This window comes from Candidatus Neomarinimicrobiota bacterium, assembly GCA_022573815.1.
GTDB lineage: Bacteria > Fidelibacterota > SORT01 > SORT01 > SORT01 > JACZTG01.
Map to the genome: position 1 here is coordinate 62,651 of JACZTG010000002.1, position 24,834 is coordinate 87,484.

General features: G+C 42.1%; 25 protein-coding genes and 1 tRNA gene. All 26 read left to right on the forward strand.

The window, feature by feature from the left end; translation table 11 throughout:
• Window positions 1–143 precede the first annotated feature (143 nt).
• The 26 genes from uvrA to IIB39_01245 all read left to right on the forward strand — a co-directional run bounded on the left by uvrA (window position 144) and on the right by IIB39_01245 (window position 24,832).
• Entirely contained in the window at window positions 144–2,981 is a 2,838-nt protein-coding gene (gene uvrA, locus IIB39_01120; protein ID MCH8927300.1) for an excinuclease ABC subunit UvrA, read from the forward strand.
• 61 nt (window positions 2,982–3,042) lie between these two features.
• Window positions 3,043–3,894, forward strand: a complete 852-nt coding sequence (locus IIB39_01125) for a transketolase (GenBank protein ID MCH8927301.1) — start codon at window positions 3,043–3,045, stop codon at window positions 3,892–3,894.
• Entirely contained in the window at window positions 3,881–4,867 is a 987-nt protein-coding gene (locus tag IIB39_01130) for a transketolase family protein (GenBank protein ID MCH8927302.1), read from the forward strand. Before IIB39_01125 ends, IIB39_01130 begins: the two co-directional genes overlap by 14 nt.
• Window positions 4,864–5,907, forward strand: coding sequence for a Holliday junction branch migration DNA helicase RuvB (ruvB, locus tag IIB39_01135; protein ID MCH8927303.1), 1,044 nt, complete (start codon window positions 4,864–4,866; stop codon window positions 5,905–5,907). The genes IIB39_01130 and ruvB overlap by 4 nt, the downstream gene beginning before the upstream one ends.
• Before the next feature lie 19 nt (window positions 5,908–5,926).
• Window positions 5,927–6,958: a tRNA preQ1(34) S-adenosylmethionine ribosyltransferase-isomerase QueA gene (gene queA, locus IIB39_01140; protein ID MCH8927304.1), complete on the forward strand. Its 1,032-nt coding sequence runs from the start codon at window positions 5,927–5,929 to the stop codon at window positions 6,956–6,958.
• Window positions 6,959–6,967: 9 nt separating this feature from the next.
• Window positions 6,968–7,663 carry a 2-C-methyl-D-erythritol 4-phosphate cytidylyltransferase gene (gene ispD, locus IIB39_01145; GenBank protein ID MCH8927305.1) on the forward strand — a complete coding sequence of 232 codons (696 nt, stop codon included), beginning with the start codon at window positions 6,968–6,970 and terminating at the stop codon, window positions 7,661–7,663.
• Window positions 7,656–8,135, forward strand: a complete 480-nt coding sequence (locus tag IIB39_01150) for a 2-C-methyl-D-erythritol 2,4-cyclodiphosphate synthase (GenBank protein ID MCH8927306.1) — start codon at window positions 7,656–7,658, stop codon at window positions 8,133–8,135. Before ispD ends, IIB39_01150 begins: the two co-directional genes overlap by 8 nt.
• Window positions 8,136–8,144: 9 nt before the next feature.
• A complete protein-coding gene (locus tag IIB39_01155) occupies window positions 8,145–8,765 on the forward strand; it encodes a DedA family protein (protein MCH8927307.1) in 621 nt (206 codons plus the stop codon).
• Between the two features lie 2 nt (window positions 8,766–8,767).
• Window positions 8,768–10,207 (forward strand): glutamate--tRNA ligase, encoded by a 1,440-nt coding sequence (locus tag IIB39_01160; GenBank protein ID MCH8927308.1) that lies wholly within the window; start codon window positions 8,768–8,770, stop codon window positions 10,205–10,207.
• A complete protein-coding gene (gene ispE, locus IIB39_01165; protein MCH8927309.1) occupies window positions 10,204–11,067 on the forward strand; it encodes a 4-(cytidine 5'-diphospho)-2-C-methyl-D-erythritol kinase in 864 nt (287 codons plus the stop codon). The genes IIB39_01160 and ispE overlap by 4 nt, the downstream gene beginning before the upstream one ends.
• Before the next feature lie 6 nt (window positions 11,068–11,073).
• Window positions 11,074–11,144 (forward strand) — tRNA-Gln (locus IIB39_01170).
• 19 nt (window positions 11,145–11,163) lie between these two features.
• Window positions 11,164–12,114 carry a ribose-phosphate pyrophosphokinase gene (locus tag IIB39_01175; GenBank protein ID MCH8927310.1) on the forward strand — a complete coding sequence of 317 codons (951 nt, stop codon included), beginning with the start codon at window positions 11,164–11,166 and terminating at the stop codon, window positions 12,112–12,114.
• Window positions 12,115–12,134: 20 nt separating this feature from the next.
• Window positions 12,135–12,821 carry a 50S ribosomal protein L25 gene (locus IIB39_01180; GenBank protein ID MCH8927311.1) on the forward strand — a complete coding sequence of 229 codons (687 nt, stop codon included), beginning with the start codon at window positions 12,135–12,137 and terminating at the stop codon, window positions 12,819–12,821.
• An 18-nt stretch (window positions 12,822–12,839) separates the two neighbouring features.
• On the forward strand, window positions 12,840–13,430 hold the full coding sequence (locus IIB39_01185) for an aminoacyl-tRNA hydrolase (GenBank protein MCH8927312.1): 591 nt from the start codon (window positions 12,840–12,842) through the stop codon (window positions 13,428–13,430).
• Between the two features lie 2 nt (window positions 13,431–13,432).
• The gene (locus tag IIB39_01190; protein MCH8927313.1) at window positions 13,433–15,454 is read left to right on the forward strand and encodes a sodium-translocating pyrophosphatase; all 2,022 of its coding nucleotides are present in this window, start codon (window positions 13,433–13,435) and stop codon (window positions 15,452–15,454) included.
• Between the two features lie 22 nt (window positions 15,455–15,476).
• Window positions 15,477–16,022, forward strand: coding sequence for a 30S ribosomal protein S6 (gene rpsF, locus IIB39_01195; protein MCH8927314.1), 546 nt, complete (start codon window positions 15,477–15,479; stop codon window positions 16,020–16,022).
• Complete coding sequence (locus IIB39_01200; GenBank protein MCH8927315.1) at window positions 16,023–16,568, forward strand: single-stranded DNA-binding protein; 546 nt, start codon at window positions 16,023–16,025, stop codon at window positions 16,566–16,568.
• A gap of 17 nt (window positions 16,569–16,585) precedes the next feature.
• On the forward strand, window positions 16,586–16,807 hold the full coding sequence (locus IIB39_01205; GenBank protein ID MCH8927316.1) for a 30S ribosomal protein S18: 222 nt from the start codon (window positions 16,586–16,588) through the stop codon (window positions 16,805–16,807).
• Between the two features lie 11 nt (window positions 16,808–16,818).
• Complete coding sequence (locus tag IIB39_01210) at window positions 16,819–17,262, forward strand: 50S ribosomal protein L9 (GenBank protein MCH8927317.1); 444 nt, start codon at window positions 16,819–16,821, stop codon at window positions 17,260–17,262.
• Between the two features lie 134 nt (window positions 17,263–17,396).
• Window positions 17,397–19,640: a primosomal protein N' gene (priA, locus tag IIB39_01215; protein MCH8927318.1), complete on the forward strand. Its 2,244-nt coding sequence runs from the start codon at window positions 17,397–17,399 to the stop codon at window positions 19,638–19,640.
• 5 nt (window positions 19,641–19,645) lie between these two features.
• A complete protein-coding gene (locus IIB39_01220) occupies window positions 19,646–20,563 on the forward strand; it encodes a hypothetical protein (protein MCH8927319.1) in 918 nt (305 codons plus the stop codon).
• Window positions 20,526–21,473 (forward strand): PorV/PorQ family protein, encoded by a 948-nt coding sequence (locus tag IIB39_01225; GenBank protein ID MCH8927320.1) that lies wholly within the window; start codon window positions 20,526–20,528, stop codon window positions 21,471–21,473. The genes IIB39_01220 and IIB39_01225 overlap by 38 nt, the downstream gene beginning before the upstream one ends.
• Window positions 21,474–21,624: 151 nt before the next feature.
• Window positions 21,625–21,996 carry a succinate dehydrogenase, cytochrome b556 subunit gene (gene sdhC, locus IIB39_01230; GenBank protein ID MCH8927321.1) on the forward strand — a complete coding sequence of 124 codons (372 nt, stop codon included), beginning with the start codon at window positions 21,625–21,627 and terminating at the stop codon, window positions 21,994–21,996.
• Window positions 21,997–22,020: 24 nt separating this feature from the next.
• Window positions 22,021–22,374 (forward strand): hypothetical protein, encoded by a 354-nt coding sequence (locus tag IIB39_01235; GenBank protein MCH8927322.1) that lies wholly within the window; start codon window positions 22,021–22,023, stop codon window positions 22,372–22,374.
• Between the two features lie 11 nt (window positions 22,375–22,385).
• Window positions 22,386–24,122 (forward strand): succinate dehydrogenase flavoprotein subunit, encoded by a 1,737-nt coding sequence (locus IIB39_01240; GenBank protein ID MCH8927323.1) that lies wholly within the window; start codon window positions 22,386–22,388, stop codon window positions 24,120–24,122.
• Complete coding sequence (locus IIB39_01245; protein MCH8927324.1) at window positions 24,122–24,832, forward strand: succinate dehydrogenase iron-sulfur subunit; 711 nt, start codon at window positions 24,122–24,124, stop codon at window positions 24,830–24,832. Before IIB39_01240 ends, IIB39_01245 begins: the two co-directional genes overlap by 1 nt.
• The last annotated feature ends 2 nt before the right edge of the window (window positions 24,833–24,834 follow it).

Consider the following 24,834-nt stretch of genomic DNA (forward strand, 5'->3'; position numbering starts at 1 on the left):
ATCTCGTTCAGATAACAGGGGCATCTTCAAGATGCCCCTGTCCGTTTCCGATAAGTTGTTGATATTAAGGGGAAATTCGTTAAATACTGCTTGAATTCGCCTCAATAATTTCGTATATTCAATGTTCGAATATAAACGGAATGATGGTGGCAGGTAACAAGATAACAGTACGCGGCGCGAAGGAACACAATCTTCAAAACGTAAACGTAGATATACCGAGAGAAAAACTCGTTGTACTCACAGGACTATCCGGTTCAGGAAAATCTTCACTGGCTTTTGACACAATCTATGCTGAAGGACAGAGGCGATACGTAGAATCGCTATCCTCCTATGCGAGACAGTTTCTTGGGCTTATGGAAAAGCCTGATGTTGATTACATTGACGGTTTATCGCCGGCGATTTCCATAGAGCAGAAAGGAACATCAAAAAATCCCCGATCTACGGTGGGAACCGTAACAGAAATTTACGATTACTTGAGGTTGCTTTACGCCCGCATCGGTGTACCGCATTGCTATAATTGCGGTAAAATAGTCGAACGGCAGACGGTACAGCAAATTGTTGATTCCATTCTAAATATACCCGAAGGTAAGCGCATACACGTACTATCACCTTTAATAAGAGGGCGAAAAGGCGAGTACAAGGAGCTGTTCAAGGAAGTTCAAAAGAAAGGATTCGTCCGAATGCGAATTGACGGCGAACTCCACGACTTGGAAAATATTCCGAAGCTTCATAAAAATAAGAAACATGACATTGAAGTCGTTGTGGACAGATTAGTAGTCAAGCCGACCATAAAAGAGCGACTGACTGATTCTGTTGAAACCGCGTTACATTTAAGTTCCGGATTGATTTTCGTCGATGTGCTGGGAGGAGAAATGCATACGTTCAGCGAACAATTTGCCTGCACAGATTGCGAAATATCTTATGAAGAATTAGCTCCAAGAATGTTTTCTTTCAATAGTCCTTATGGCGCATGTCATCTCTGCCACGGTCTTGGTACACAAATGGATGTAGATCCTTACCTGGTTGTGCCTGACCCGTCACTCTCCCTTGCTCAGGGAGCTATAGAACCGATTGGCGGTCAACCGAGGGGAAATTGGTTTTCCTCAATTCTGAAAAGCGTAGCTGCGGAATTCAATTTTGACTTCGTTACGCCATGGAAGAACCTTTCGAAAGAGTCGCAAGATATTCTTTTATACGGATCCGGTGATCTGGAGATAACCGTCAAATACGTCCATAGTAATGGAAAGGCAAAAGGGGAATATCAGACGAAATTTGAAGGGGTATTACCGAATCTAAAAAGACGATATTCACAAACCGGTTCAGCCGGGATTCGTGGTTGGATAGAAAAATTTATGTCAATCAAACCGTGCCCCGAGTGTAATGGAAGCAAATTACGTAAGGAAAGTCTAGCTGTAAGGGTAGGCGGAATAAATATTCAAGAGCTTACGAATAAATCTATTAAAGGAGTGAGAGAATTTATTGGATCAATAAAACTCTCCAAGACTCAACAGGAAATATCTAACCAGATAATCAGCGAGGTGAAGTCGCGGTTAGAATTTCTTCTTAATGTAGGTCTTGATTACCTTACTCTTGATCGTCGGTCGAGCAGTTTATCAGGGGGAGAATCACAACGCATCAGGCTTGCGACACAGATAGGCTCTCAGCTGGTAGGCGTTCTATATATTCTTGATGAGCCTTCTATCGGCTTGCATCAGCGGGATAATAGGCGATTGATAGACGCTCTTGAAAATCTCAAGAGAATGGGGAATACGGTTCTCGTTGTGGAGCACGACCAGGAAATTATCGAAGCAGCTGATTGGGTTATTGATCTTGGGCCGGGAGCCGGTAAAAACGGGGGTAAAATAGTAGCCTCAGGCACACCGGCTTTTATAAAAAAACATAAACATTCGTTGACCGGAAAATATCTGTCCGGCAGGAAAAAAATCGAAATTCCGAAAAAGAGAAGAAAACACAACGGTAAATTCTTGATTATTAATGGCGCGACCGGCCACAACCTCAAGAAAGTGAATGTAGATATACCTCTTGGACTTTTTATCGCAGTGACAGGTGTATCGGGATCAGGAAAAAGTACTCTGATAAATGAAACGCTTTATCCTGCGTTGATGAGACATATTTATGGAGGCATTAAAATGCCTCTAAATCATTCAAGCATTGACGGAATGAACAATATAGATAAAGTTGTGGACATAGATCAATCGCCCATCGGGAGAACTCCACGCTCTAATCCGGCTACCTATACAGGAACGTTCACATATATAAGAGAGCTTTTCAGTAATTTACCGGATTCGAAAATAGCCGGATACAAACCCGGAAGATTTAGTTTCAACGTGAAGGGTGGAAGGTGCGAAGCATGTGAGGGTGATGGGATTATAAAAATAGAAATGCATTTTCTTCCTGATGTTTATGTTCCCTGTGAATCCTGCGAGGGGAAAAGATATAACAGGGAGACTCTTGATATTCGGTATAAAGGGATGAATATCTCTGATATTTTGGAAATGACCGTAAAAGAGGCGTTAGAATTCTTTCAAAAAGTTCCAAGAATCCAGAGAAGGCTTCAAACTTTGACGGATGTTGGTTTAGGCTATATTCATCTCGGTCAACAAGCCACTACTCTGTCGGGTGGAGAAGCTCAACGAGTAAAGCTTGCTTCCGAATTAAGCAAAATAGATACGGGGAAAACTCTGTACATACTTGATGAACCTACTACCGGTTTACATTTTGAAGATATTAAAATGCTGCTGAAGGTCCTTAACAGATTGGTTGATCTTGGGAATACCGTAATAATAATAGAACATAATTTAGATGTAATCAAAACGGCAGATTATCTGATTGATCTTGGACCGGAAGGTGGGGACGAGGGAGGCAGGGTTGTAGCAACCGGAACGCCTGAAGAAGTAGCGAAATCTAAAACTTCATATACGGGTCAATACATTAAAAAAATATTAAACGGAAGGCATTAGATAGTTCTTGGAAAAACGTCTAAAATGCCTTATATTACAATAGCTTATAGCAAATTTATTTATGAATCCTCATCAGTATGATATAGAATCTCTAACGAATATCGCCAATGAAATAAGAGGTGATATTTTGCGTATGTTGGAAAAAGCAGGCTCCGGTCATCCGGGCGGGTCATTGGGAATGGCGGACGTATTTGCCGCTCTATATTTTAGTGTGTTGAATTTCGATCCAAACGACCCTTTGTTGGAGGAGCGGGATAGGGTCGTTTTATCTAACGGTCATATCTGTCCTGTTCTTTATGCAACATTGGCAAGGGCAGGATATTTTGACCTTGATGAATTAAAGACTCTTCGAACGTTAGGTTCCAAACTTCAGGGGCATCCCAGCAGACTTGATCTACCTGGAATCGAGACCAGCGCCGCGTCTCTCGGACAGGGGCTGAGCATATCTGTGGGAATGGCATTGGCAGCCCGAATGGATAAGGCTGATCGCCATATATTTGCGATGTTAAGCGATGGTGAATTACAGGAAGGCTCAAGTTGGGAAGCGGCAAATGCCGCCGCGAAATGGGGGCTGGATAACCTTGTTGCAATTATCGACAGGAACAATATACAAATAGACGGAAACACCGAAGATATTTTTCCGTTAGAGCCGCTGAGAGATAAGTTTGAAGCTTTTAATTGGCTGGTGATTGAGATAAACGGAAACGATATGGAGCAGCTATTGCAGGCGATGAATTCGGCTATAGAAATGAAAGGGCAGCCGATATGCATCATAGCTCACACAACTCCCGGTAAAGGCGTCAGTTTTATGGAAGATAAATATGAATGGCATGGAATAGCGCCGAACAGGTTAGAACTGATGGAGGGATTAGCGGAGTTGGGACTTGCGCAGGAGGGTTATGAGCGGAATTAACCCCGAAATGAAACTCGTAGCTGATCTGTATAATGATCTGGAGCAAAAAGCTACAAGAGCCGGATTCGGCGAGGCAATGGTAGTTCTTGGAAGTGACAATGAAGATGTGGTGGCTCTTTGCGCGGACCTGTCGGGGAGCTTGAAACTTGGTGAATTTATAAAAACGTGGCCTGAAAGGTTTTTCCAAAGCGGGGTTGCAGAGCAGAATATGGTCGGTATGGCGGCAGGATTGGCATTATCCGGAAAAATTCCGTTTGCCGCAAGTTTTGGCGTGTTTATGCCTACCCGTACTATGGATCAGATACGAATTTCTGTTTGTTATAATAATATAAACGTAAAACTCGCAGCATCTCACACCGGTATTACAGTCGGTCCCGATGGAGCTACACATCAGGCTTTGGAAGACATCGCAATGATGAGAGTGCTTCCCAATATGAAGGTCATCGTGCCTTCCGACGTATTAGAAACGAAAAAAGCCACAATAAAGGCTGCTGAAATTCACGGTCCGGTTTATCTTCGGTTCGGAAGACAAGGGTCTCCCGCTTATACAACTGAAGACACTCCTTTTGAAATCGGAAAAGCAAATTTATTGATAGACGGTGGTGATGTTGCAATAGTGGCATGCGGGAGATTGGTGTATGAATCTCTACTTGCCGCAAAAGTGTTGTCCGAAAAAGGGATATCGGCTCGTGTATTGAACTGTCATACAATAAAACCGATTGATTCAGACGCACTTATAGATGCCGCTGAAGTATGCGGGGCGGTGGTTACAGCAGAGGAACATCAAAGAATGGGTGGTCTTGGGAGCGCTGTCGCGGAAGTGCTTTCGGTTTCCAAGCCTGTTCCGATGGAAATAATCGGAGTTGATGATACGTTCGGAGAATCGGGTGAGTCGGACGAATTGATGGAAAAATACGGATTGACCGCAGCGGATATTGTGAAATCGGTAGAAAAAGTTATAGCGAGAAAATGAGCGCCGACGAAAACAAAAGAACTGATATTTCCATTCCTGTTGAACTCAGCGGCGAACGGGAATTAGAAAAAACTCTCCGACCGAAACTGTTCTCGGATTTTATCGGGCAAAAAGAAAAAGTTGATAATCTCAAATTGTACATAAAAGCAGCTCTCGGAAGAGGTGAGCCTTTGGACCATGTACTCCTTTTTGGTCCTCCCGGACTTGGAAAGACTACCATTGCCAATATCATAGCCAACGAACTCGGAGTCGAAATTTCGATGACCTCCGGCCCTACTCTTGATAAACCGGGCGACCTTGCCGGGTTGTTAACCAAATTAAACGAAAGAGATGTTTTATTCATAGATGAGATTCACCGGTTGAATGCGAGCGTTAAGGAATATCTTTATTCCGCGATGGAAGACTATCAAATCGACATTATGATTGATAAAGGTCCAAGTGCCCGCAGCGTCCAGCTTAAGCTATCCGGATTTACCCTTATCGGGGCAACAACCCGCGCCGGTTTGCTTGAATCACCATTCAGGGGACGATTCGGTGTGGTGGAAAGGTTGGATTTTTACAAGACGGAAGATCTAAAGAAGGTGATAAAAAGATCGGCGGAAATACTGCAAGTAGGAATAAGCGAAGAAGCGACGGAGGAGCTTGCCAAGCGTTCAAGGGGAACGCCGAGGATAGCAAACAGGCTTCTGAGACGGGTAAGGGATTTCGCGCAGGTTGAGGGAACGGGCGACATTACAATCGGTTTATCCAAAAGCGCTCTTGATAAACTTCAAGTGGACGAAGTTGGATTAGACGAAATGGACAAAAAAGTTATATCAACAATAATAGAAAAATTCGGTGGTGGCCCTGTTGGTCTAAATAGTCTCGCAGTTGCAGTTGGCGAGGAAAGCGGCACCATTGAGGAAGTTTACGAACCCTTTCTAATAAAGGAAGGATTTATTCAGCGAACGAATCGAGGCAGAGAAGTAACTGCCCGAGCATATAAACATTTTGGAATTAAAATTCCAAATAATATTCAAGGATCGATGTTTACAGATTAGGAGATAGAATGATATGGGGATGAGATTAGTAGAATTCCAGTATAATTTACCGGATAGATTTGTGGCGCAATCGCCATTACCAAAAAGAGATAGATCAAAATTGATGGTGCTTCACAAAGAAACAGGTGAGATCGAGCATAGGACTTTTTATAACATAATTGACTATATGGAGAAAGGCGATTGTCTGATTCTAAATGAGACAAAGGTTTTTCCTGCTCGCGTTCAGGCAATAAAAGAAAAAACAAACGCAAAAGTAGAGCTTTTCCTTTTGAGGGAGCTGGAAAGCAATATGTGGGAAGTTCTTGTCAGACCGGCTCGTAAAGTCCGAATCGGCAATAAGCTCAGCATAACCAAAGAAGTAACCTGTGACGTAATTGATAATACCGTCTCCGGCGGCAGAGTAGTGCGGTTTTCCTGCAACGGTGATGACGTTTATAAGATACTTGATAAAGTTGGCTCAGCTCCATTGCCGCCTTACATTAAGAGAAAAGCGACCAAAGTGGATAAGAAACGTTACCAGACGGTGTACGCAACCCATGTGGGAGCTGTAGCTGCACCGACAGCAGGGCTTCATTTTACTCTTCCGCTTCTCGAAAAAGCGAAAAAGAAAGGCGTTCATGTCGTTCCGATAGTTTTGAATGTGGGACTCGGAACATTCAAGCCCGTTCATGTTGAAGATTTATCAAGGCATCGAATGGATTCGGAGTATTTTGAAATACCTATTGACGCTGCTAATATAGTGAACAACGCTATGGAACAGGGGAAGAAGATAATGAGCGTTGGAACCACGACCACAAGAGCGTTGGAATCGGTTTACATAAATCAGTATAGAATAAATCCGGGGATGGGTTGGACAGATAAGTTTATTTTTCCTCCCTATGATTTTAAGGTGGTGGATAAACTTTTAACTAATTTCCATATGCCCGGTTCTACTCTTCTGATGCTCGTTTCAGCATTTGCCACACGAGATATGATTTTTAAAGCATACGAAGTGGCAAAAAAGAAGAAGTATCGCTTTTACAGCTATGGCGATGCGATGTTAATCATTTAGGTAAATGATTTGAGTGTATCCGCTGTTATTGTCGCTGCGGGAAGTTCCACGCGAATGGACAACGGTGTGGACAAGCTGTCTGCAGTGATAGAGGGTCGCGCCCTTCTTGCTTGGACTATTTCGAGGTTTGAAGCTGTTTCAGCTATCGACGAAATTATATTGGTCGTCAGGGCAGATTCTCTCGATTATATCCGAGATGAAGTGGTTGGCAATGAGGGATTTAAAAAGGTTAAGGCGATTGTACCGGGGGGAGATGAGAGACAGAACTCAACGGAAAACGGTTTGAACGCAACATCCGAAGATGCGCAGATAGTTCTGATTCACGATGGCGCAAGACCATTGGTTCGCGCTGAAGAAATTGACTCGGTCATTCAATCCGCGATGCAAAATGGAGCCGCATTGCTGGCTGTTAGATGCAAAGAAACCGTTAAAGAAGTTATGGATGATAAAGTAGCCAAAACGCTTCCTCGTGATACTATCTGGCTTGCGCAAACTCCGCAGGGATTTCGGAAAGATATTATATTAGATGCTCTTAAATCAGCAAGGGATGAAGATTTCATTGGAACTGATGAGGCATCGTTGGTAGAACGTATGGGTGTTGATGTTTCCATAGTTGAAGGAAGATCAGACAACCTTAAAGTTACTTTTCCTGAGGATGTGAATCATATTCAATATTACCTGAAAAGGGAACTGACGGATGCATAGAGTAGGATTCGGATATGATGTTCACCCGTTTGAAGATGGAACTCCGTTGATATTAGGAGGTGTAAATATCCCCCACCCCCTTGGACTTAAAGGGCATTCAGATGCCGATGTGGTCAGCCACGCAATAGCTGATGCTCTGTTGGGAGCGGCTAATTTAGGCGACATCGGAGAACATTTTCCCGATACAGATGAAAAAAACAAGAATATCTCATCCTTGAAAATATTAAAAGATATTTTCTCCCTGATTGGCAACAAGGGTTGGCAATTGGAAAATATTGATGTTTCAATTATCGCGGAAGAACCCAAAATTAGTCCGTATAAAAAGCAGATGAGAGAAAATATCTGCGAAGCGCTCTCCTGTAATGCAGCTGTTATTTCGATTAAAGCTACCACTAACGAGCGTCTTGGGGCAATAGGCAGAGGCGAAGGGATTGCTGCGATGGCAGTTGCGCTATTGAGTTCGGTAAAGTGAGACACTGAAATGGAATGGTTTATAGAATTTATCAGCGGAATGAATCCCGCAATGATATACCTCGCTCTCCTTTTGGCTGCTTATCTTGAAAACATTGTTCCCCCGATTCCGGGAGATTCAATAGTAATTTTCGGCGCTTATCTGGTGGGTATTGGAATCATAGCTTTTATCCCGACTCTTATTATGACAACCGTAGGTAGCCTTGCGGGTTTCCTGACATTTTATGCTATCGGAAGATACGGAGGCAGAGATTTTTTCGAGAAACGAAAACTCAGATGGTTTGATTCCAAAAGGATATCTAAAATTGATAAATGGTTCGGCAAATGGGGCATTTGGGTCATAATTGTAAATAGATTTTTAGCAGGAACAAGGTCTGTAGTTTCAATTTTCGCAGGGTTTTCAAAATTCGGATGGCTCAAAGTCACTGTTCTGGCTTTAATTTCGAGTTTGGTATGGAATACGATATTAATTACTGCGGGTTACTACGCTGGGAGCAATTGGGAGGCTGTTGAGAGCGGTCTCCGAAATTATAGCCGGATCGTTTCAATAATAATTTTAGCGGCAATCGTGATATCAATATTTTATTATGTCAAAAGTAAACGTTCATCGCGGCTGTCGGAGAGCAGCTAAACTTGTCAGAAGTAAGAGTTAGATTCGCGCCAAGCCCAACAGGAGCACTTCACGCAGGGAACATTCGAACGGCTCTGCTCAACTGGATATATGCGAAACAACAAAATGGAACGCTTATCCTCAGGATTGAAGATACTGATCAGGAAAGACACGTTATCGGTTCGCAGGAGATGATTTCCGATGATCTTAAATGGCTGGGAATAGATTGGCAGGAGGGAATGGACGTAGGCGGTGATTACGGACCGTACCTTCAGTCAGACAGACTTGATTTTCACAAAGAATACGCAGAAAAGCTCCTTAGCGATGGAATCGCCTACAAGTGTTATTGTTCTGAAGAAGAACTTGATGCTGCGCGTAAAAAAGCGTTAGCAGGAGGACGTCAGCCAAGATATAATGGAAAGTGCAGAGAAATATCGAGTTCGGAAGAACAGCAAAAGATTGATGAGGGAATAAAACCGGTATTGCGGTTCAAAGTAAGAGAAGGGACTATAACTTTTAACGACTTGATTAAAGGAGAAATCAGCTGGGATCTTTCCAACATCGGAGATTTTGTAATAATTCGCTCCAATGGAATGCCGTCCTATAATTTCGCTGTAGTAGTAGATGACGCTCTGATGAAGATAAGCCATGTAATTCGGGGAGAAGGGCACGTTTCCAATACGCCAAAGCAATTACTTCTTTATGAGGCATTTAATTTTGATGTTCCGTTTTTTGCGCACACCGCTACAATATTGAACAAAGAAAAAAAGACACTTTCAAAAAGGAACGGAGCGCTTTCGATCAAGCGTTACCGGGAAGAAGGTTATCTGCCGGAAGCTTTGATCAACTATCTCAGTCTGCTCTCCTGGTCGTCAGAAAGCGGAGATGATATCATAGATGTGGACAGGCTCATAAGCGAATTTAGTTTCTCCCGAATGTCGTCCTCGGCAGCCGTATTCGATGATGACAAACTCACATGGATGAACGGGCAATATATTCGAGCTTTGAGTAAAGAACGACTGATGGAACAATCGATTCCCTATCTTCAATCGGCAGGGTATTCTACGGACGATGAGGAAAAAACATCTTTGGTTGTAGAAGCGGTAAGGGGAAATTTATCAACGATTTCTGAAATACCAAATTATGTGTCAGTGTTTTATAACTCTGACTATTCGCCAAAAAATGAAGATGAAAAAGAGATTCTAAAAAAAGAAGACTCTCGGAATATATTCAAATGTTTCCTGAAGATTGCAGGAGAGTTCGAACAACTCGGTGAAGATGATTTTCGTTCAATAATGAAATCAGTTCAAGAAGAGACCGGGCATAAGGGGAAAAATCTCTGGATGCCCGTTAGAATAGCTCTAACGGGTCTAAGTCATGGTCCCGAGCTGCAAAAGCTGGTGGAATATTTCGGTAAAGATGAAGTTATCCTACGTTTTAATAATGCCTTAGGAACTGAATGAAACCGTTGACTTTAAATGCTTACGCCAAAATAAATGTTGGTCTGAGGATAACCGGCCGGAGGGACGACGGCTACCATTCTCTGAAGACAATGTATCAGACGGTAAATATCTATGACAAGGTAACGTTAAGTCTGAAAGATGAACCGGGAATCAGTTTCAAGTGGTATGGAGAAAACGTGCCCGATGGAGATGATAACATTTGCAGCAAAGCAGCAAAGTCATTCTTTAAATTTATCGGGGAAGAAAAAGGTGTAAGCATAGAACTTGAAAAAACACTGCCTGTGGGTTCGGGTTTGGGCGGCGGAAGCAGCGATGCCGCTTGCGTAATTCGGGGGCTCAACGAACTGTTAGACATAAAATTAAGCGCACAAAATATGGAAAACATTGCAGCCGAATTGGGGGCAGACATACCATTTTTTATTCGAGGCGGATGTCAGTATGCCGAGGGCATTGGAGATGAATTAAGTCCGGGTGAATTAAGCGAAAACTGGGTTTTACTTCTTGTGGTTCCGGACATACATATCAATACATCGTGGGCTTATGAAAGTGTAAAGCCTTTGAGCTTGACAAGGAATATTAATGACGTTAATTTAGCAAGTTTCCCCCATAATGGGGACGCAAAAAACAGGAAACTGTTCAGGAATGATTTTGAACCTCTGATTTTTTCGAAATATCCTGAAATTGGTGATATAAAGAAAGACCTGCTGAAATCGGAAGCGGTGTTTGCTTCACTCTCCGGATCCGGCTCAGCAGTATACGGATTTTATGAGACGACCGAAAGGGCTGAAAAGGCAAAGAAATTGGTGAACAAGAGTCATAAGCGTTGGGTGTTAACAATGGTGCGAGAAGGCACACTTTGATATGATTGGGGTGTGGCCAAGCGGCAAGGCACAGGGCTTTGGTCCCTGGATCGCAGGTTCGAATCCTGCCACCCCAGCAATAAAAAACCGGAACTAATGGAAAAGAAATTTCAAATATTCAGCGGAAGATCAAATCTTTCTTTAGCGGAAGGGATTGCAAAATATCTCGGGAAACCTCTGGGCAAAATTGAAATAGTTGAGTTCAAGGATGGAGAGATATACGTTAAATTTCATGAGACTATCCGCGGCAGCGATGTTTTTATCATCCAATCAACAAATCCTCCCGCAAAAAATTACCTTGAGCTTTTCTTAATGATAGATGCCGCCAGGCGAGCATCAGCGAAACGGATAACTGCCGTAATTCCATATTATGGGTACGCGCGGCAGGACAGAAAGAACACTCCGAGAGTGGCTTTATCGGCAAAGCTTTTCGCTAATATGGTAACAGTTGCAGGGGCGAATAGAGTAATGGCGATGGATTTGCACTCTCCCCAGATACAAGGATTCTTTGATTTACCAGTTGATCATCTTTATTCTTCAATGGTATTGCTTGGTTATCTTTCAAAGAAGGAATATTTGAAAAACGCAGTGGTGATGGCGCCGGATATAGGCGGAATTAAGATGGCGCGCGCATATGCACGTCGTTTGGATCTTGAACTTGCAGTTATTGATAAGCGTAGAGAATCGGCGAATAAATCGGAAGTGATGAATATTATCGGTGATATAGAAGGTAAGGTTGTAATTATGTTAGACGACCTGATAGATACTGCCGGAACGTTGATAAATGCAGCCGGAGCCGCTATGGAGCGAGGAGCCACCAAGGTCTATGCAATGGCGACGCATCCTGTTCTATCCGATAGCGCGTTGGAAAGAATAGAAGAATCCGCCATCCAAAAACTTATAGTGACGGATACAATTCCACTGCCTGAAGGTTATAAATCTACTAAATTAGAAATTGTTTCGGTAGCCAATATTTTTGGAGAGGCAATTAAAAGAATACATGAAGAACGGTCTATCAGTAAATTATTCGATAGCCGAGATTATTGAAATCAGTAAGGAGCTAAAAAATGGCCAATGATGTACTTAACGTTGAAACACGAGAATTAAAACGTACAAGCGAAATAAATTCCGCGAGACGAAATGGGAAAATTCCGGGAATTTATTATATTGCCGGAAGTGAATCTATAAAAATAGAAATAAATGAACGCGACCTGAACGCTATAATAGCTTCGGGAAATGTTATTATTAAAATGAAATTGGCGAATGAGGAAGATAAACAAGTCATCATTAAGGACTTACAGATACATCCGGTAACCGATAAGATTTTACACGTGGATCTGATGGGTATCAGAATGGATAAAGAGATTGAAGTTAATATCCCGATTCATTTTGAAGGTACACCAGAAGGCGTAAAAATGGGAGGTATCCAACAATCTACTTTGAGAGAATTAGTGATTAGAGGATTACCCGGAAAGTTACCTGACGTTATCAATGTTGATGTTGCGGATCTTGAAATCGGTGATTCAATTCATGTAAAAGATATTGATGTGCCGAACGTCATTGTCGTAACTGATGAAGAACTCGCTGTAGTATCAGTAGTAACTCCGAAGATAGTAGAAGAAGTTGTGGTTGAAGAAGAGCTGGAAGAAGGAGTTGAAGGTGAGGAAGTCGAGGGCGAAGGCGAAGAGGGTAAAACTGAAGAAGGCGGGAAGAAAGAAGGAGCTGATAAATCTACCGATGATTCAGAAGAGTAATTTAAATCAATTTATATTTTGAAATGTTTAATAGGCTTAGGTAATCCGGGAATAGAATATGAAGATACGAGACATAATCTCGGTTGGATGGTAATTGACGGGATTGCAGAGCAGAAAAAAATATCATTTAAAGCGGGTAAAGGACGTTACTTTGAGGCAAAGGACAGGAGCGGTACTTTTCTGCTTATAAAGCCCACAACATATATGAACGATAGCGGAATCGCCGTTGAACATATTTATAACCGATATGGATTATCTTCTTCGGAATTACTTGTAGTATATGATGATTTAGATTTGCCGTTAGGAACCGTGCGGATAAGAGAAGGCGGCGGAGCAGGCGGTCATCACGGCATGGAATCAATTATATATCATCTTCGGACGGATAAATTTCCTCGAATAAGGCTTGGGATAGATGTAGATACAAGAGGCGCGGATGATAAAGATTTCGTGCTTTCTACGTTTGAGGAAGAGCAATCCGACGAAGCAAGAAATATGGTTGAGTACGCGGTAAACGGGGCGATGGAATTTATTTTTGGCGGTATTAAAAAAAGTATGAATAAATATAATAAACGTGAAAACAAAGATATGATTAATAGGGAGGAAAATTAAACTTGGAGATTCCGGGTATTGTAGAATTTGCGCCATGGTTTGGAATTGGAGGAATGGTAATTGCGCTATTGGTATATGTTTATATAACCAAACAGGATGCCGGCAATGAGAAGATGCGCGAGCTTGCCGTTTTGATACATAATGGAGCGATGGTATTTTTAAGAAGAGAATATACAATTCTTCTTGGTTTTATCTTTTTAGTAGCAATATTTCTTTACACGAGTATAGCGCCGGAGACGGCGATAGCGTATGTTGCGGGAGCATTTTGTTCAATGGCAGCGGGATTCGTGGGGATGAAAGCCGCAACAAAGGCAAACGTACGAACAGCTCAGGCCGCTGCGAATTCAGGGGAAAGTAAAGCGCTGGTAGTGTCGTTTATGGGCGGTTCGGTAATGGGGCTTTCCGTAGCGAGTCTCGGTCTGTTAGGAGTGGGTACTTTCTTTTTGATGTATGGACAGGATACATCATCGGCTCACTATATAAACGGATTTGCAATGGGCGCGAGTTCAATAGCGCTGTTTGCAAGAGTCGGTGGGGGAATCTTCACCAAAACGGCAGACATAGGCGCTGACCTTGTAGGAAAAATAGAAGAGGGAATTCCTGAGGATGATCCTCGAAATGCTGGAGTTATTGCAGACATGGTAGGTGATAATGTGGGTGATACTGCCGGTATGGGCGCGGATATTTTTGAATCTTATGTAGGATCTATTATTGCGACAATAGCAATCGGCGCCACAGCTACCATGGCTGAAGTAATGCCGATTAAATTTATGGCTCTCCCGTTAATTCTGGCTATGATAGGACTGGTAGCGTCTTTGGTGGGGATTGCATCTATTAAAGTTTTAAGTAAAGGAAATCCGGCCGGAGCTTTAAGATATTCAGCAATTTTAGCTTCGTTACTCTTCCTTGTAGGGTCATATTTCGTGACAGATATGCTTGGTTTTCAAGGTAGCCTGGGCGATAAAGCCGTCACCGGGATTTCAATATTCTGGGCGATAGTTTCCGGAAGTCTCGCGGGTGTGCTCATCGGATTCGCCACAGAATATTATACATCGTCTTCCCCTATCAGGCGGATTGCTGAAGCATCTGTAACAGGTCCGGCAACAAATGCGATTACAGGTTTGGCTGTAGGATTAGAGAGTACGGCATTGCCAATATTGATTATTACCTCAGTAATATATATATCCTCGGAATTCGCCGGACTGTACGGAATCGGTATTGCCGCAGTTGGGATGCTTGCGACCGTAGGAATTACGATGTCAGTGGATGCGTATGGTCCTATAGCTGATAATGCGGGCGGAATAGCAGAGATGGCCGGTCTTGGAGAGGATGTTCGCAAAATTACCGATAAGCTTGATTCTTTAGGAAATACGACCGCTGCTCTCGGAAAAGGTTTTGCGGTAGGGTCTGCCGCACTAACTGCATTAGCGCTCTTCTCTGCGTATAGCAAAGCGGTAGGGCTTGATGAAATAGGGATAGATTTAACAAAGCCGGTCGTAGTGATAGGTCTTCTACTCGGAGGAGCTGTGCCGTTTCTTGTGGCGGCGCTAACAATGACATCGGTAGGAAAAGCAGCTTTCAAAATGGTAGAAGAGATCAGAAGGCAATTCAAAGAAATTCCCGGTCTTATGGAAGGAACAGGAAAACCGGATTATGACAGATGCATTGATATCAGTACACAAGCGGCATTGAGGGAAATGATAGCTCCCGGACTTATTGCGATTTTCGTGCCTGTTACCATCGGTTTTTTGCTTGGAGCAGAAGCGCTTGGAGGACTTCTCGCCGGCTCTACATTGGCCGGCGTTTTTCTTGCGCTCTTTATGTCCAACGGCGGAGCGGCATGGGACAACGCTAAAAAACTTATTGAAGCCGGAGAATATGGCGGTAAGGGCTCCGACGCTCATAAGGCAGCTGTAGTAGGCGACACGATAGGCGATCCTTTTAAAGATACATCCGGACCTTCAATGAATATCTTGATAAAACTTATGGCTGTTGTATCTCTGGTTATTGCGCCATTACTTTAATGAATACGAAACGGAGGAAGCAGTGAACTATTACGAAACGATGTATATTATAAACTCTTCGCTTGAGGGCGATGAAATTCAGCAAATTAAAAAAGATGTCGTTGATTATATGACATCAGAAGGCGCCGATATCTACAGCAAGAGCGATTGGGGAAGAACAAGACTTGCGTATGATATTGAAAAACAGCGCTATGGAAACTATATAATTCTAAGATATTCATCCAAGCCCGAGTTGATAAGAACTCTAAATGAGAAATTCGGTTTAATGGATGCCGTACTTTCTCATTTGTGCATTGTTCTGGACAAAGAACCGGAACGCGTTGACGAAGAAATGAAAGCTCACGAAGAAAAAGAAATTGAGAAATATCCGACGACCGAGAAGAAAATCGGAAAAGATGTAAAAGTCGAAGAGAAAGCAGACAAGAAAAAAGAAGAAGTAGAAGAAAAAGCTGAAGAGGCAGCCGAAGAAGAAGAAGCTGTTGAGGAAGAAAAGGTTGTTGAAAAAAACGAGAAAGATGAGAAAGAAGAAGTCGAAGAAACAGTGGAAGAGAAAGAGGAGTCCGCTTAAATGTCTGATTTACGAATGCCGGACCTTAACAGCGTAATTATCGCGGGCAATTTGACGAATGATCCAACATTTGGAGAAACAAATGATCGAACACCTGTAGTAAATTTCCATCTTGCTTCTAATCGTAGATTTAAGGACAACAAAGGTCAGGTAAAAGAGGATGTATGTTTTGTAGGCGTTGTCGCTTGGGATGCCTTGGCAAGAAGCTGTAATGGAAAACTTTCGCAAGGTAGTTCTGTTGTAGTGTCAGGCGAACTGCAATCAAGAAAATGGAAATCGGATGACGGTAATAATCGAACCATTGTTGAAATTAAAGCGCGCAAGATTCAGTTTCTGGACAAACATAAATTTGAGCATAAAGCTGAAGAAATAAGTGAATCAACTAAATCGAACGGCAACGTTGATTCCACAAATAGTGAAGAACAAAAAAGCGAAACAGACTCGGATTCTCAGAAATCAGTAGGAAACGATATGTCGAGCGTTGAAAAAGATAATGATACAATTAATGATAATGACGAATTTGGATATAAAGGATTAGAGATTTAATTTTCCGGAGAAAATAAATGGCAATGTCAAAGAAGAAAATATGTAGATTTTGTGAAACACGTAACTCGTATATAGATTATAAAGAACCGAAAATGTTAAGAAAATTTATTACAGACCAGGGAAAGATCATCCCTCGCAGAGTGTCGGGAATGTGCGCAAAGCATCAGCGGGAGATGACTACGGCAATAAAAAGAGCGCGGAATATTTCCCTGATTCCGTATTCATTTAAATCAGTGTAGTAGAGGAAAATATGAAAGTTATTCTAACGAAAACCCACGAAAGTCTCGGCGAAGCAGGAGAAATAGTCAACGTAAAGAACGGCTATGCAAGAAACTATCTGATTCCGAGAAATATGGCATTAGCCGCAACCAAATCAAATACGCTTCAATATGAAGAGAGTAAAAAACACCAGAATGCGGTTAAAAATCGCGAAATGGAATCAGCGAATGAAATGGCAGATGAGATGAGCAAAATTTCACTGACTGCGAGTGTGCAGGTTGGTGAAGACGACAAGGTTTTTGGATCGGTAACGTCTCAGGAAATATCCAAGTTGCTTTCTGAACAGGGATTCACGGTTGACAAAAAAGACATACTTCTTGATGAACCGATAAAAGCGTTGGGCATATATAATGTATCGGTGAAAATTCAGCAGGATGTAAAATCTGAAGTGAAGCTCTGGGTGGTTAAGCAGTAAAAGATCAATAGTTTAACCTTTTGGTTATAGCAGGTGATGAAAGCGTAGGTAATTCCTACGCTTTTTATTTTGGGGTCGAGAATATATCCCTTTTATTTTGTATTATCTATGATGGTACCATATTTTGATTGTCTATGAATAACAAGAATTATAAAACTGTAAATATAGCGTTTCCGTTACAGATAGATGAAGCGTATACTTACAAAATCCCGATAGAATGGGATGATATTCCCATAGGCTGTCGTGTAGTGGCGCCGCTGAAAAACAAGTCTCAGGTAGGCTTTGTGGTAAATTCGTCAACCGATAATGGAAATTACAAAGGACGTTTGAAAGAGCTCAAGTCCAAGATTGACGACCTGTCAGCCTATTCGCCAAATATGTTGAAATTTCTGCAATGGCTCAGCGACTATTATCTTTCTCCTATGGGATTGGTGATGAAAGCCGCTCTTCCTGCCGGAATGGGTGTAAAGAAGAAGAAAATCGTAAAGCTCGTAAACGAAGAAGCAATGGCTGGCAAACGTCTTTCGGAAGTTATGAATTCGATTTTAATAAAACTCAAAAAAAAAGAAAGTTACAGCTATTCGCATTTAAGAAATTATATTGGAGCGGATGGATTGGATTCAGCGCTTGAGGCATTAACGAACTCGGGTGCTGTAATAACAGAAATAAGTTATACGGGATTTTCTACAGCTAATATTCAGAAACGATTGACCGAGCCGGATTTTCAGATGGAAGAAATATTACTTACGAATGCGCAGTCGGAAGTTTATTCTCCAATACATAATTCCATAATGAATGGAAAAGCCGACTCATTTTTACTCCACGGAGTTACCGGCAGCGGGAAAACAGAAATTTACCTCAAGGCAGCGTGGGAAACACTTTCCGGCGGAGGAGGCGTGCTGATTATGGTTCCTGAAATTGCGCTCACTCCACAAATTGCAAGCCGATTCGAACATTATTTTGGCGGACAGGTCAGTATTTTACACAGTAATCAATCTGATAGCGAAAGACGTAAATCTTGGGAGAAAGTAAAATCGAGTCAGTCAAAAGTGGTCGTTGGAGCACGAAGCTCAATATTTGCGCCTGTAGAAAACCTGAAGTTAATTATCGTTGACGAAGAACAGGAACCCTCATACAATCAATCTGAACCTGAGCCGCGATACAATGCTCGTGATGCAGCGACAATGCGGGCAAAAATCGAAGGAGCAACGCTTATACTCGGCTCAGCGACTCCAAGTATGGAGTCAATGTATAATGCGAAGAAGAAAAAATATCATTATTTGCGATTAACCGAGCGATTCGGTAGCGCAGGCACTCCAAAATTACATATAGTAAATACCGGAACAGAAACTTTTGAGGGCGGATATTCCGGTGAAATTATTTCCTCGGTTTTAAGAGATAAAATATCCGAACGGTTGAAGAATAAAGAACAGATTATACTGCTTCAAAATAGAAGAGGATATGCGTCGCTTATTAAATGCAAAGAATGCGGTTATGTACAGGAATGTCCTGATTGTAATGTAACACTGACATATCACAGCGCAACCAACAGGATGAGCTGCCATTACTGCGGAATAAGAAAATCGGTTCCGTTAAATTGCCCTGAATGCAACTATAATAAATTGATGTTTCAGGGTGTGGGGACTCAGCGGGTGGAAAGAGAACTTGGTAATCTATTCCCAAACGCAAAATCTATACGTATGGATATGGATACAACTACCGGAAAGGGTTCTCATTGGCGGATTCTTGGAGACTTTAAGGCCGGCAAATATGATATTTTAATCGGAACTCAGATGATTGCAAAAGGGCTGGATTTCGACAATGTAACTCTTGTGGGAATTATTTCTGCCGATACAGGATTGTATCTTCCGGATTTTAGGGCAGGTGAGCGTACCTATCAGTTGATATCACAAGTTGCAGGAAGAGCGGGCAGACGTAAGAGACGAGGAGAAGTTGTAGTGCAAACTATCGATCCTGACAGATTACCGATTAAGAGTGTGGAAATTGAGGAGCAAAATAATTTTTACAGAAACCTGTTTAAAGAACGAAAGCAATCGGATTATCCGCCTTATAGCAAACTCATTTTATTTGAAACTTCATCAGAAGAAAAATCGATGGCAATAGAGGGAGCCAAAACAGTTATGGCAGCCCTTAAAAGAAACGGTGGAGATTACGAACTTCTCGGTCCGGCGCCTGCTGTCATAGAAAAGCTTAGGAAGAGATATCGGTGGAGAGTAATGGTTCGTTTGAACAATAGAGGTGTGAAACGATTGAGTGGAGTGAAAATATTGTTACGAAAGCAGATGAATAATTTGAGAAAAACTTTGCCTAGAGAAGTAAGGCTTTCGGTTGACGTTGACCCGGTAAATATGCTTTAAGTAAAATGAGTAAGATTCATCTAAATATATTATTGCTGCTGATATTTGTTCCGCAAGGGCTGGTGGCTCAGGATGACTGGAAAGTATTTAACGAAGGTTTTATTCGGATTCAGTATCACGATTACGATGTACAGTTAACAAATTTAGTTGTTTCGACAATACTGAATAATATCAATAGAATTTCAGAAGATATCGGCTATGACGGACCTCCGATTGCAAATATCATCATAAGCGGAAGCCAAAAGGAATTTGACGGATTTACGGGAAATATTCTTCCGTCCTGGAGCCAGGGCTCAACGGATTATAGCAAGAGCCTAATTGTTCTTAAATCTACATCGTTCAGCAAAGCAACAAAAAAAGAGTTAGAGAGAACAATTACCCACGAACTTACTCATTTTCTAATCGGAGCCGTTATTGATGCGGGCAAAGTACCGCGTTGGTTCAATGAAGGTCTGGCTACATTTTTAGCGGGGGGAGAAACTTTTAGAGCAAAAATCTTACTCTCACGGGCTTTGTTCACAAAATCCTTGATCAAATTAAATGATGTACAAGAAGTTTTGTCGTTTGATGGAAATAAAGCCAATCTTGCGTATGCGCAGTCGCGTGCAGCGATAGTGTTTCTTAAAGAAACAGCGGGTAAAGATGTGATAAAATTCATATTCGAAAATATAAATTTGAACAATTCTTTTGAAGCGGCGTTTACAGAAGTAACCGGTACGGATTTGCTCGATTTTGAGATAGACTTAAGAAGGAACTTAAAGAATAATTATAGATATTATTTCCTTGCCGCTGTAAATGATTATATATGGATTTTAATACCTGTTTTATTGTTATTGGCTTACATTGCGGTTAAACATAAGAATTGGAAAATAGTAAGAAAATGGGATGCTGAGAGAGAAGAAGAGAATGGTGCGACCGGCTAAAAGTTTTATTTTACCAATTATAATATTGTTCACATTCAACGAATCGATTGCAGGCGAACGGCCCGGCCTGGCATTTTTAAATTCGGAAATGAGCGCAAGAGGAGCCTCGCTTGCTGGAACTATGGTCGCCAAAAGAGGAGAAGTTCACGGTCTTTTTCATAATCCCGCATCTCTTAGCGGCTTAATAGGTGTTACCTGGAGCGCGAATTACGTAAACCACCTTCTTGACATAGGAGGCGGAAATCTCATGATGGCAAAAAAACTTGAATCAGGCACTGTTGGAATCGGTTTGGCTTCAATGGACTATGGAAGCTTTGAAAGACTTGATGACAGGGGAAACGATCTCGGATCCGATTTTTCAGCCTCTGATCTTATTGTATCGCTGGGTTACTCGCAAGAAATAACCGGTGCGCTTTCGATAGGCTCAAATATAAAATGGGCTAATTCCAACATAGACGCATATTCGATAAACGCCATAGCATTAGATGCCGGATTTATATACTATCAGGCTGAAAGGGAACTATCCATTGGAGGCGGTATATTTAATCTTGGTAAATCCACAGCGTTTATTGATAACAGTGATCCACTTCCAACAAATTTTCGTCTTGGTATAACTAAACTGCTGGCTCATCTTCCATTACGCGTGAATGCGGAAGGGATTTGGCTGACTTACGGAAATTGGAAGGCTCTTGTGAGCGGAGAAATAATTCTATCGCCGAACGTCAATTTAATATTGGGATTAAGTTCAATTCGGCTCGACCTTGATACATCTTCGCTGAGTGAAGATGTCTATTCCGGTGGAAATATCGGCTTGGGAGTTACGGTGGATAAATGGCGTATTGATTACGCTTTATCGTCTTTCGGTGGCGCCGGTTTAATACAACGGTTTGGCTTATCAGGTAATTTTTAAAAAATTTATCCTGTCGTTGTCTCCTCGAAGGGAACTAAATTCGTATTAATGATGTCTGAGAAATCTGATAAAAAGGTTGCCATTCTAACGGCTTTTCAATAGCTTCAAAACGGAAAATAATTGACCAAACCCCACTTTTAGGAGATAAATATTGTCCTGGTTAAAGATTCTTTTGAAATATGAAAAAGCGCCGGGTGCATGGTCTTGGGGATTACATCGAATAACAGGACTTGGTTTGATGTTTTACCTTTATCTTCACATTCTCGCTCTTACCGGACTTCAAAAAGGACCGGAAGCGTTTAACGCTGAAATGGAATTATTTAAACAGCCGGTTTTTATGGTTCTTGAATGGCTGTTATTCGGACTGGTGCTATTCCATTCTTTCAATGGGTTCAGGATAGTTCTTATAGATTTAGCGGATGGTTCGAAATATCATAAGCCGCTACTATTTTGGCTTGTCAGTCTTAGCGTTGCAATGTTTATAGCAATGGGGTATGTAATATTTTTTGGCGTATTTCATTAGCCGAAATATGAGGAGTTAGATTTTATGGCATATAAATCGGTACCGTCGAAATCAGGTGGAGCAATGCCCTGGTTTCTTCAGCGGATTACAGGAGTCGTGCTCCTATTTGTAATGATAGGTCATTATATTCTAATGCATTACAATATAGATTCGGGCCATACTTACAGCGCGGTTTTAGAGAGGATGCAAAACCCATTTTATAAAGGTCTCCAAATGACTTTTGTGGTACTCGGAATTTATCATGGAATAAACGGTACGTGGTCTATTATTAGAGACTTCAAGCTCAAAAAAGCTATATCATGGACGTTATATGCGATGCTTGTTATTTCAGGCGTCGTATTCGGTCTTATTGGTATTACAACTCTACTTTCTTTCTGAGGGATTATAAATTGATACATGAATACGATGTTGTGATTGTTGGCGCCGGCGGAGCAGGCCTTCAAGCTGCGTTGGAAATCCCCGCAGATAAAAATTGTGCGGTTCTGACAAAAGTATATCCCACAAGGTCTCATACAGGAACAGCGCAGGGCGGTGTTAGTGCGGCGCTTGGAAATGAAGAAGAGGATTCCTGGGAATGGCATGCTTTTGATACTGTGAAGGGGGGAGATTATCTTGGTGACCAGGACGCCATCGAGACTATGTGTAAAGACGCCATTAGAGCTATCATCGAGCTTGAGCATATGGGTATGCCGTTCAATCGGACACCTGAGGGTAAGATAGCGCAGAGAAAATTCGGCGGACATACATCAAATTTTGGCGAATCATCTGTGAAGCGAGCTTGCTATTCGGCGGATAGAACGGGTCATGTTATGCTTCAGACGCTTTATGAACAATGCGTGAAGAACGATGTTATTTTTTACAATGAGTTTCATGTGACTGATCTGATAGTGAATGATGGAGTTTGCTGTGGGCTTGTTGCTATAGAAATTAAGACCGGTGAAATCCATATTTTTCACGCAAAAGCGGTTATGTTTGCCACAGGCGGTTACGGACGTGTATTCCAGATAACTTCTAACGCTATGGCTGGGACCGGGGACGGGTTTGAAATAGCATACAGAAACGGAGTTCCGCTTGAGGATATGGAATTTGTTCAGTTTCATCCAACCGGATTATGGAAATTAGGAATATTAGTCTCAGAAGCAGCGAGAGGCGAAGGCGGTATCCTTAGAAATAAAGACGGTGAGCGTTTTATGGAAAGATACGCGCCAAGCATAAAGGACCTCGCTCCACGCGATATGGTCTCCCGCGCAATCTTTACGGAAATCAAGGAAGGCAGGGGAATAAAGGGAGACGACGGAACTTACTATGTAGGGCTGGATCTGACTCATCTTGGGAAAGAACTTATTGAAGAGAAGCTTCCCGAAATTACAGGATTTGCTAAAACTTATCTCGGCGTAGATGCGAATGAAAAATGGATTCCCGTCCAGCCGACAACTCATTATGCGATGGGCGGAATACCAACCACAATAGACGCGGAAGTGATTATTGATGAAAATAACAATATTATGCCCGGATTTTATGCGGCGGGGGAATGTGCCTGTGTCTCCGTTCACGGCGCTAACAGGCTCGGAACAAACTCGCTTCTTGATATATTAGTTTTTGGAAGAAGAGGGGGAAAGCAGATTTCGAAGTATATTGAAAACGCCGAATTAACCTCGCTTCCTGACAACGCCGATGAATGGACAATGAAGTCCATCGAACGCATTAAGGGTAACGATTTTGGCGTAAAAATGTTTGATGTGCGAAAAGAGATGCAGGAATCTATGATGGACAAATGTTCAGTATTTCGCGAAGACGCCGGATTGAAAGAAGGTCTTTCAAAGATTAAAGAGTTGAAAGAAAAATATCTGAAAGTTGGTATTGATGACCGAAGCAAAGGATATAATACGGACTTATTGGAAGTGATAGAGCTCGGCGGTTTACTTAGCACAGCAGAGACAATCATTACCAGCGCTTTAGATCGAACAGAAAGTCGCGGCGCTCATTGGAGAGAAGATTTTCCTAAAAGAGATGACGCTGAGTGGCTGAAACATTCGCTCATTTTTAAAACGGATAAACCGGTGCCGGATATACGATATAAGCCAGTCGTTATAAAACAGTTTGAACCGAAAGAAAGGGTTTATTAGTGGATTTAACCGTCAGGATACAACGCTACGATCCGGAAACAGATTCTGCGCCTCACTTCGAAGATTATGATCTCGAAAATGTAAATGCCACCGACAGGATTTTAGATCTTCTCAACAGAATTAAATGGGAAATAGACGGTGGATTAACATATCGTAGGTCGTGCACGCATGGCATATGCGGTTCTGACGCAGTAAAAATCAACGGCAGGAACAGGCTTGCTTGCTCCGTATTGGTACAGGACATAAAACTAAGAAAAAATCTAATCCAAATAGAACCGATACCTGCGCTCCCTCTGGAAAAAGACCTCCTGGTTGATATGTCTTCGTTTTTCGAAAAATACGAGATCGTAAAACCATACCTGATTCCAAAGGACGCTCCTCCTGATAGAGAACGGTATCAGACCAACGAGGATGCCGAACTCCTTTTTGAATCGGCAAAGTGCATTCAATGCGGTTGCTGCTCATCGTCATGTCCGTCATTATGGGTAAACGAAGATTACATCGGTCCGGCTGCATTTTTGAAAGCCTACAGATTTATATTTGATACAAGAGATAACGCAACAGCAGAGCGGCTTGACATCATAGACACGACAGATGGACTCTGGCGATGTCACACAATTTTCAACTGTGTTGAAGCGTGTCCAAAAGATATAGATATAACATGGCACATTTCGCAGCTGAAAAAGGCTGCATTAAGGCGGGAAATTTAAAG

What these genes read in the sequence shown, in the direction of transcription:
- IIB39_01125 (MCH8927301.1), top strand. Translation starts at nt 3,043, where the DNA reads ATGAATCCTCATCAGTATGATATAGAATCTCTAACGAATATCGCCAAT.
- IIB39_01150 (MCH8927306.1), top strand. Translation starts at nt 7,656, where the DNA reads ATGCATAGAGTAGGATTCGGATATGATGTTCACCCGTTTGAAGATGGA.
- uvrA (MCH8927300.1), top strand. Translation starts at nt 144, where the DNA reads ATGGTGGCAGGTAACAAGATAACAGTACGCGGCGCGAAGGAACACAAT.
- IIB39_01235 (MCH8927322.1), top strand. Translation starts at nt 22,021, where the DNA reads ATGGCATATAAATCGGTACCGTCGAAATCAGGTGGAGCAATGCCCTGG.
- ruvB (MCH8927303.1), top strand. Translation starts at nt 4,864, where the DNA reads ATGAGCGCCGACGAAAACAAAAGAACTGATATTTCCATTCCTGTTGAA.
- IIB39_01210 (MCH8927317.1), top strand. Translation starts at nt 16,819, where the DNA reads ATGAAAGTTATTCTAACGAAAACCCACGAAAGTCTCGGCGAAGCAGGA.
- IIB39_01180 (MCH8927311.1), top strand. Translation starts at nt 12,135, where the DNA reads ATGGCCAATGATGTACTTAACGTTGAAACACGAGAATTAAAACGTACA.
- queA (MCH8927304.1), top strand. Translation starts at nt 5,927, where the DNA reads ATGAGATTAGTAGAATTCCAGTATAATTTACCGGATAGATTTGTGGCG.
- IIB39_01220 (MCH8927319.1), top strand. Translation starts at nt 19,646, where the DNA reads ATGAGTAAGATTCATCTAAATATATTATTGCTGCTGATATTTGTTCCG.
- ispE (MCH8927309.1), top strand. Translation starts at nt 10,204, where the DNA reads ATGAAACCGTTGACTTTAAATGCTTACGCCAAAATAAATGTTGGTCTG.
- IIB39_01130 (MCH8927302.1), top strand. Translation starts at nt 3,881, where the DNA reads ATGAGCGGAATTAACCCCGAAATGAAACTCGTAGCTGATCTGTATAAT.
- IIB39_01200 (MCH8927315.1), top strand. Translation starts at nt 16,023, where the DNA reads ATGTCTGATTTACGAATGCCGGACCTTAACAGCGTAATTATCGCGGGC.
- IIB39_01155 (MCH8927307.1), top strand. Translation starts at nt 8,145, where the DNA reads ATGGAATGGTTTATAGAATTTATCAGCGGAATGAATCCCGCAATGATA.
- priA (MCH8927318.1), top strand. Translation starts at nt 17,397, where the DNA reads ATGAATAACAAGAATTATAAAACTGTAAATATAGCGTTTCCGTTACAG.
- IIB39_01225 (MCH8927320.1), top strand. Translation starts at nt 20,526, where the DNA reads ATGCTGAGAGAGAAGAAGAGAATGGTGCGACCGGCTAAAAGTTTTATT.
- IIB39_01205 (MCH8927316.1), top strand. Translation starts at nt 16,586, where the DNA reads ATGGCAATGTCAAAGAAGAAAATATGTAGATTTTGTGAAACACGTAAC.
- IIB39_01175 (MCH8927310.1), top strand. Translation starts at nt 11,164, where the DNA reads ATGGAAAAGAAATTTCAAATATTCAGCGGAAGATCAAATCTTTCTTTA.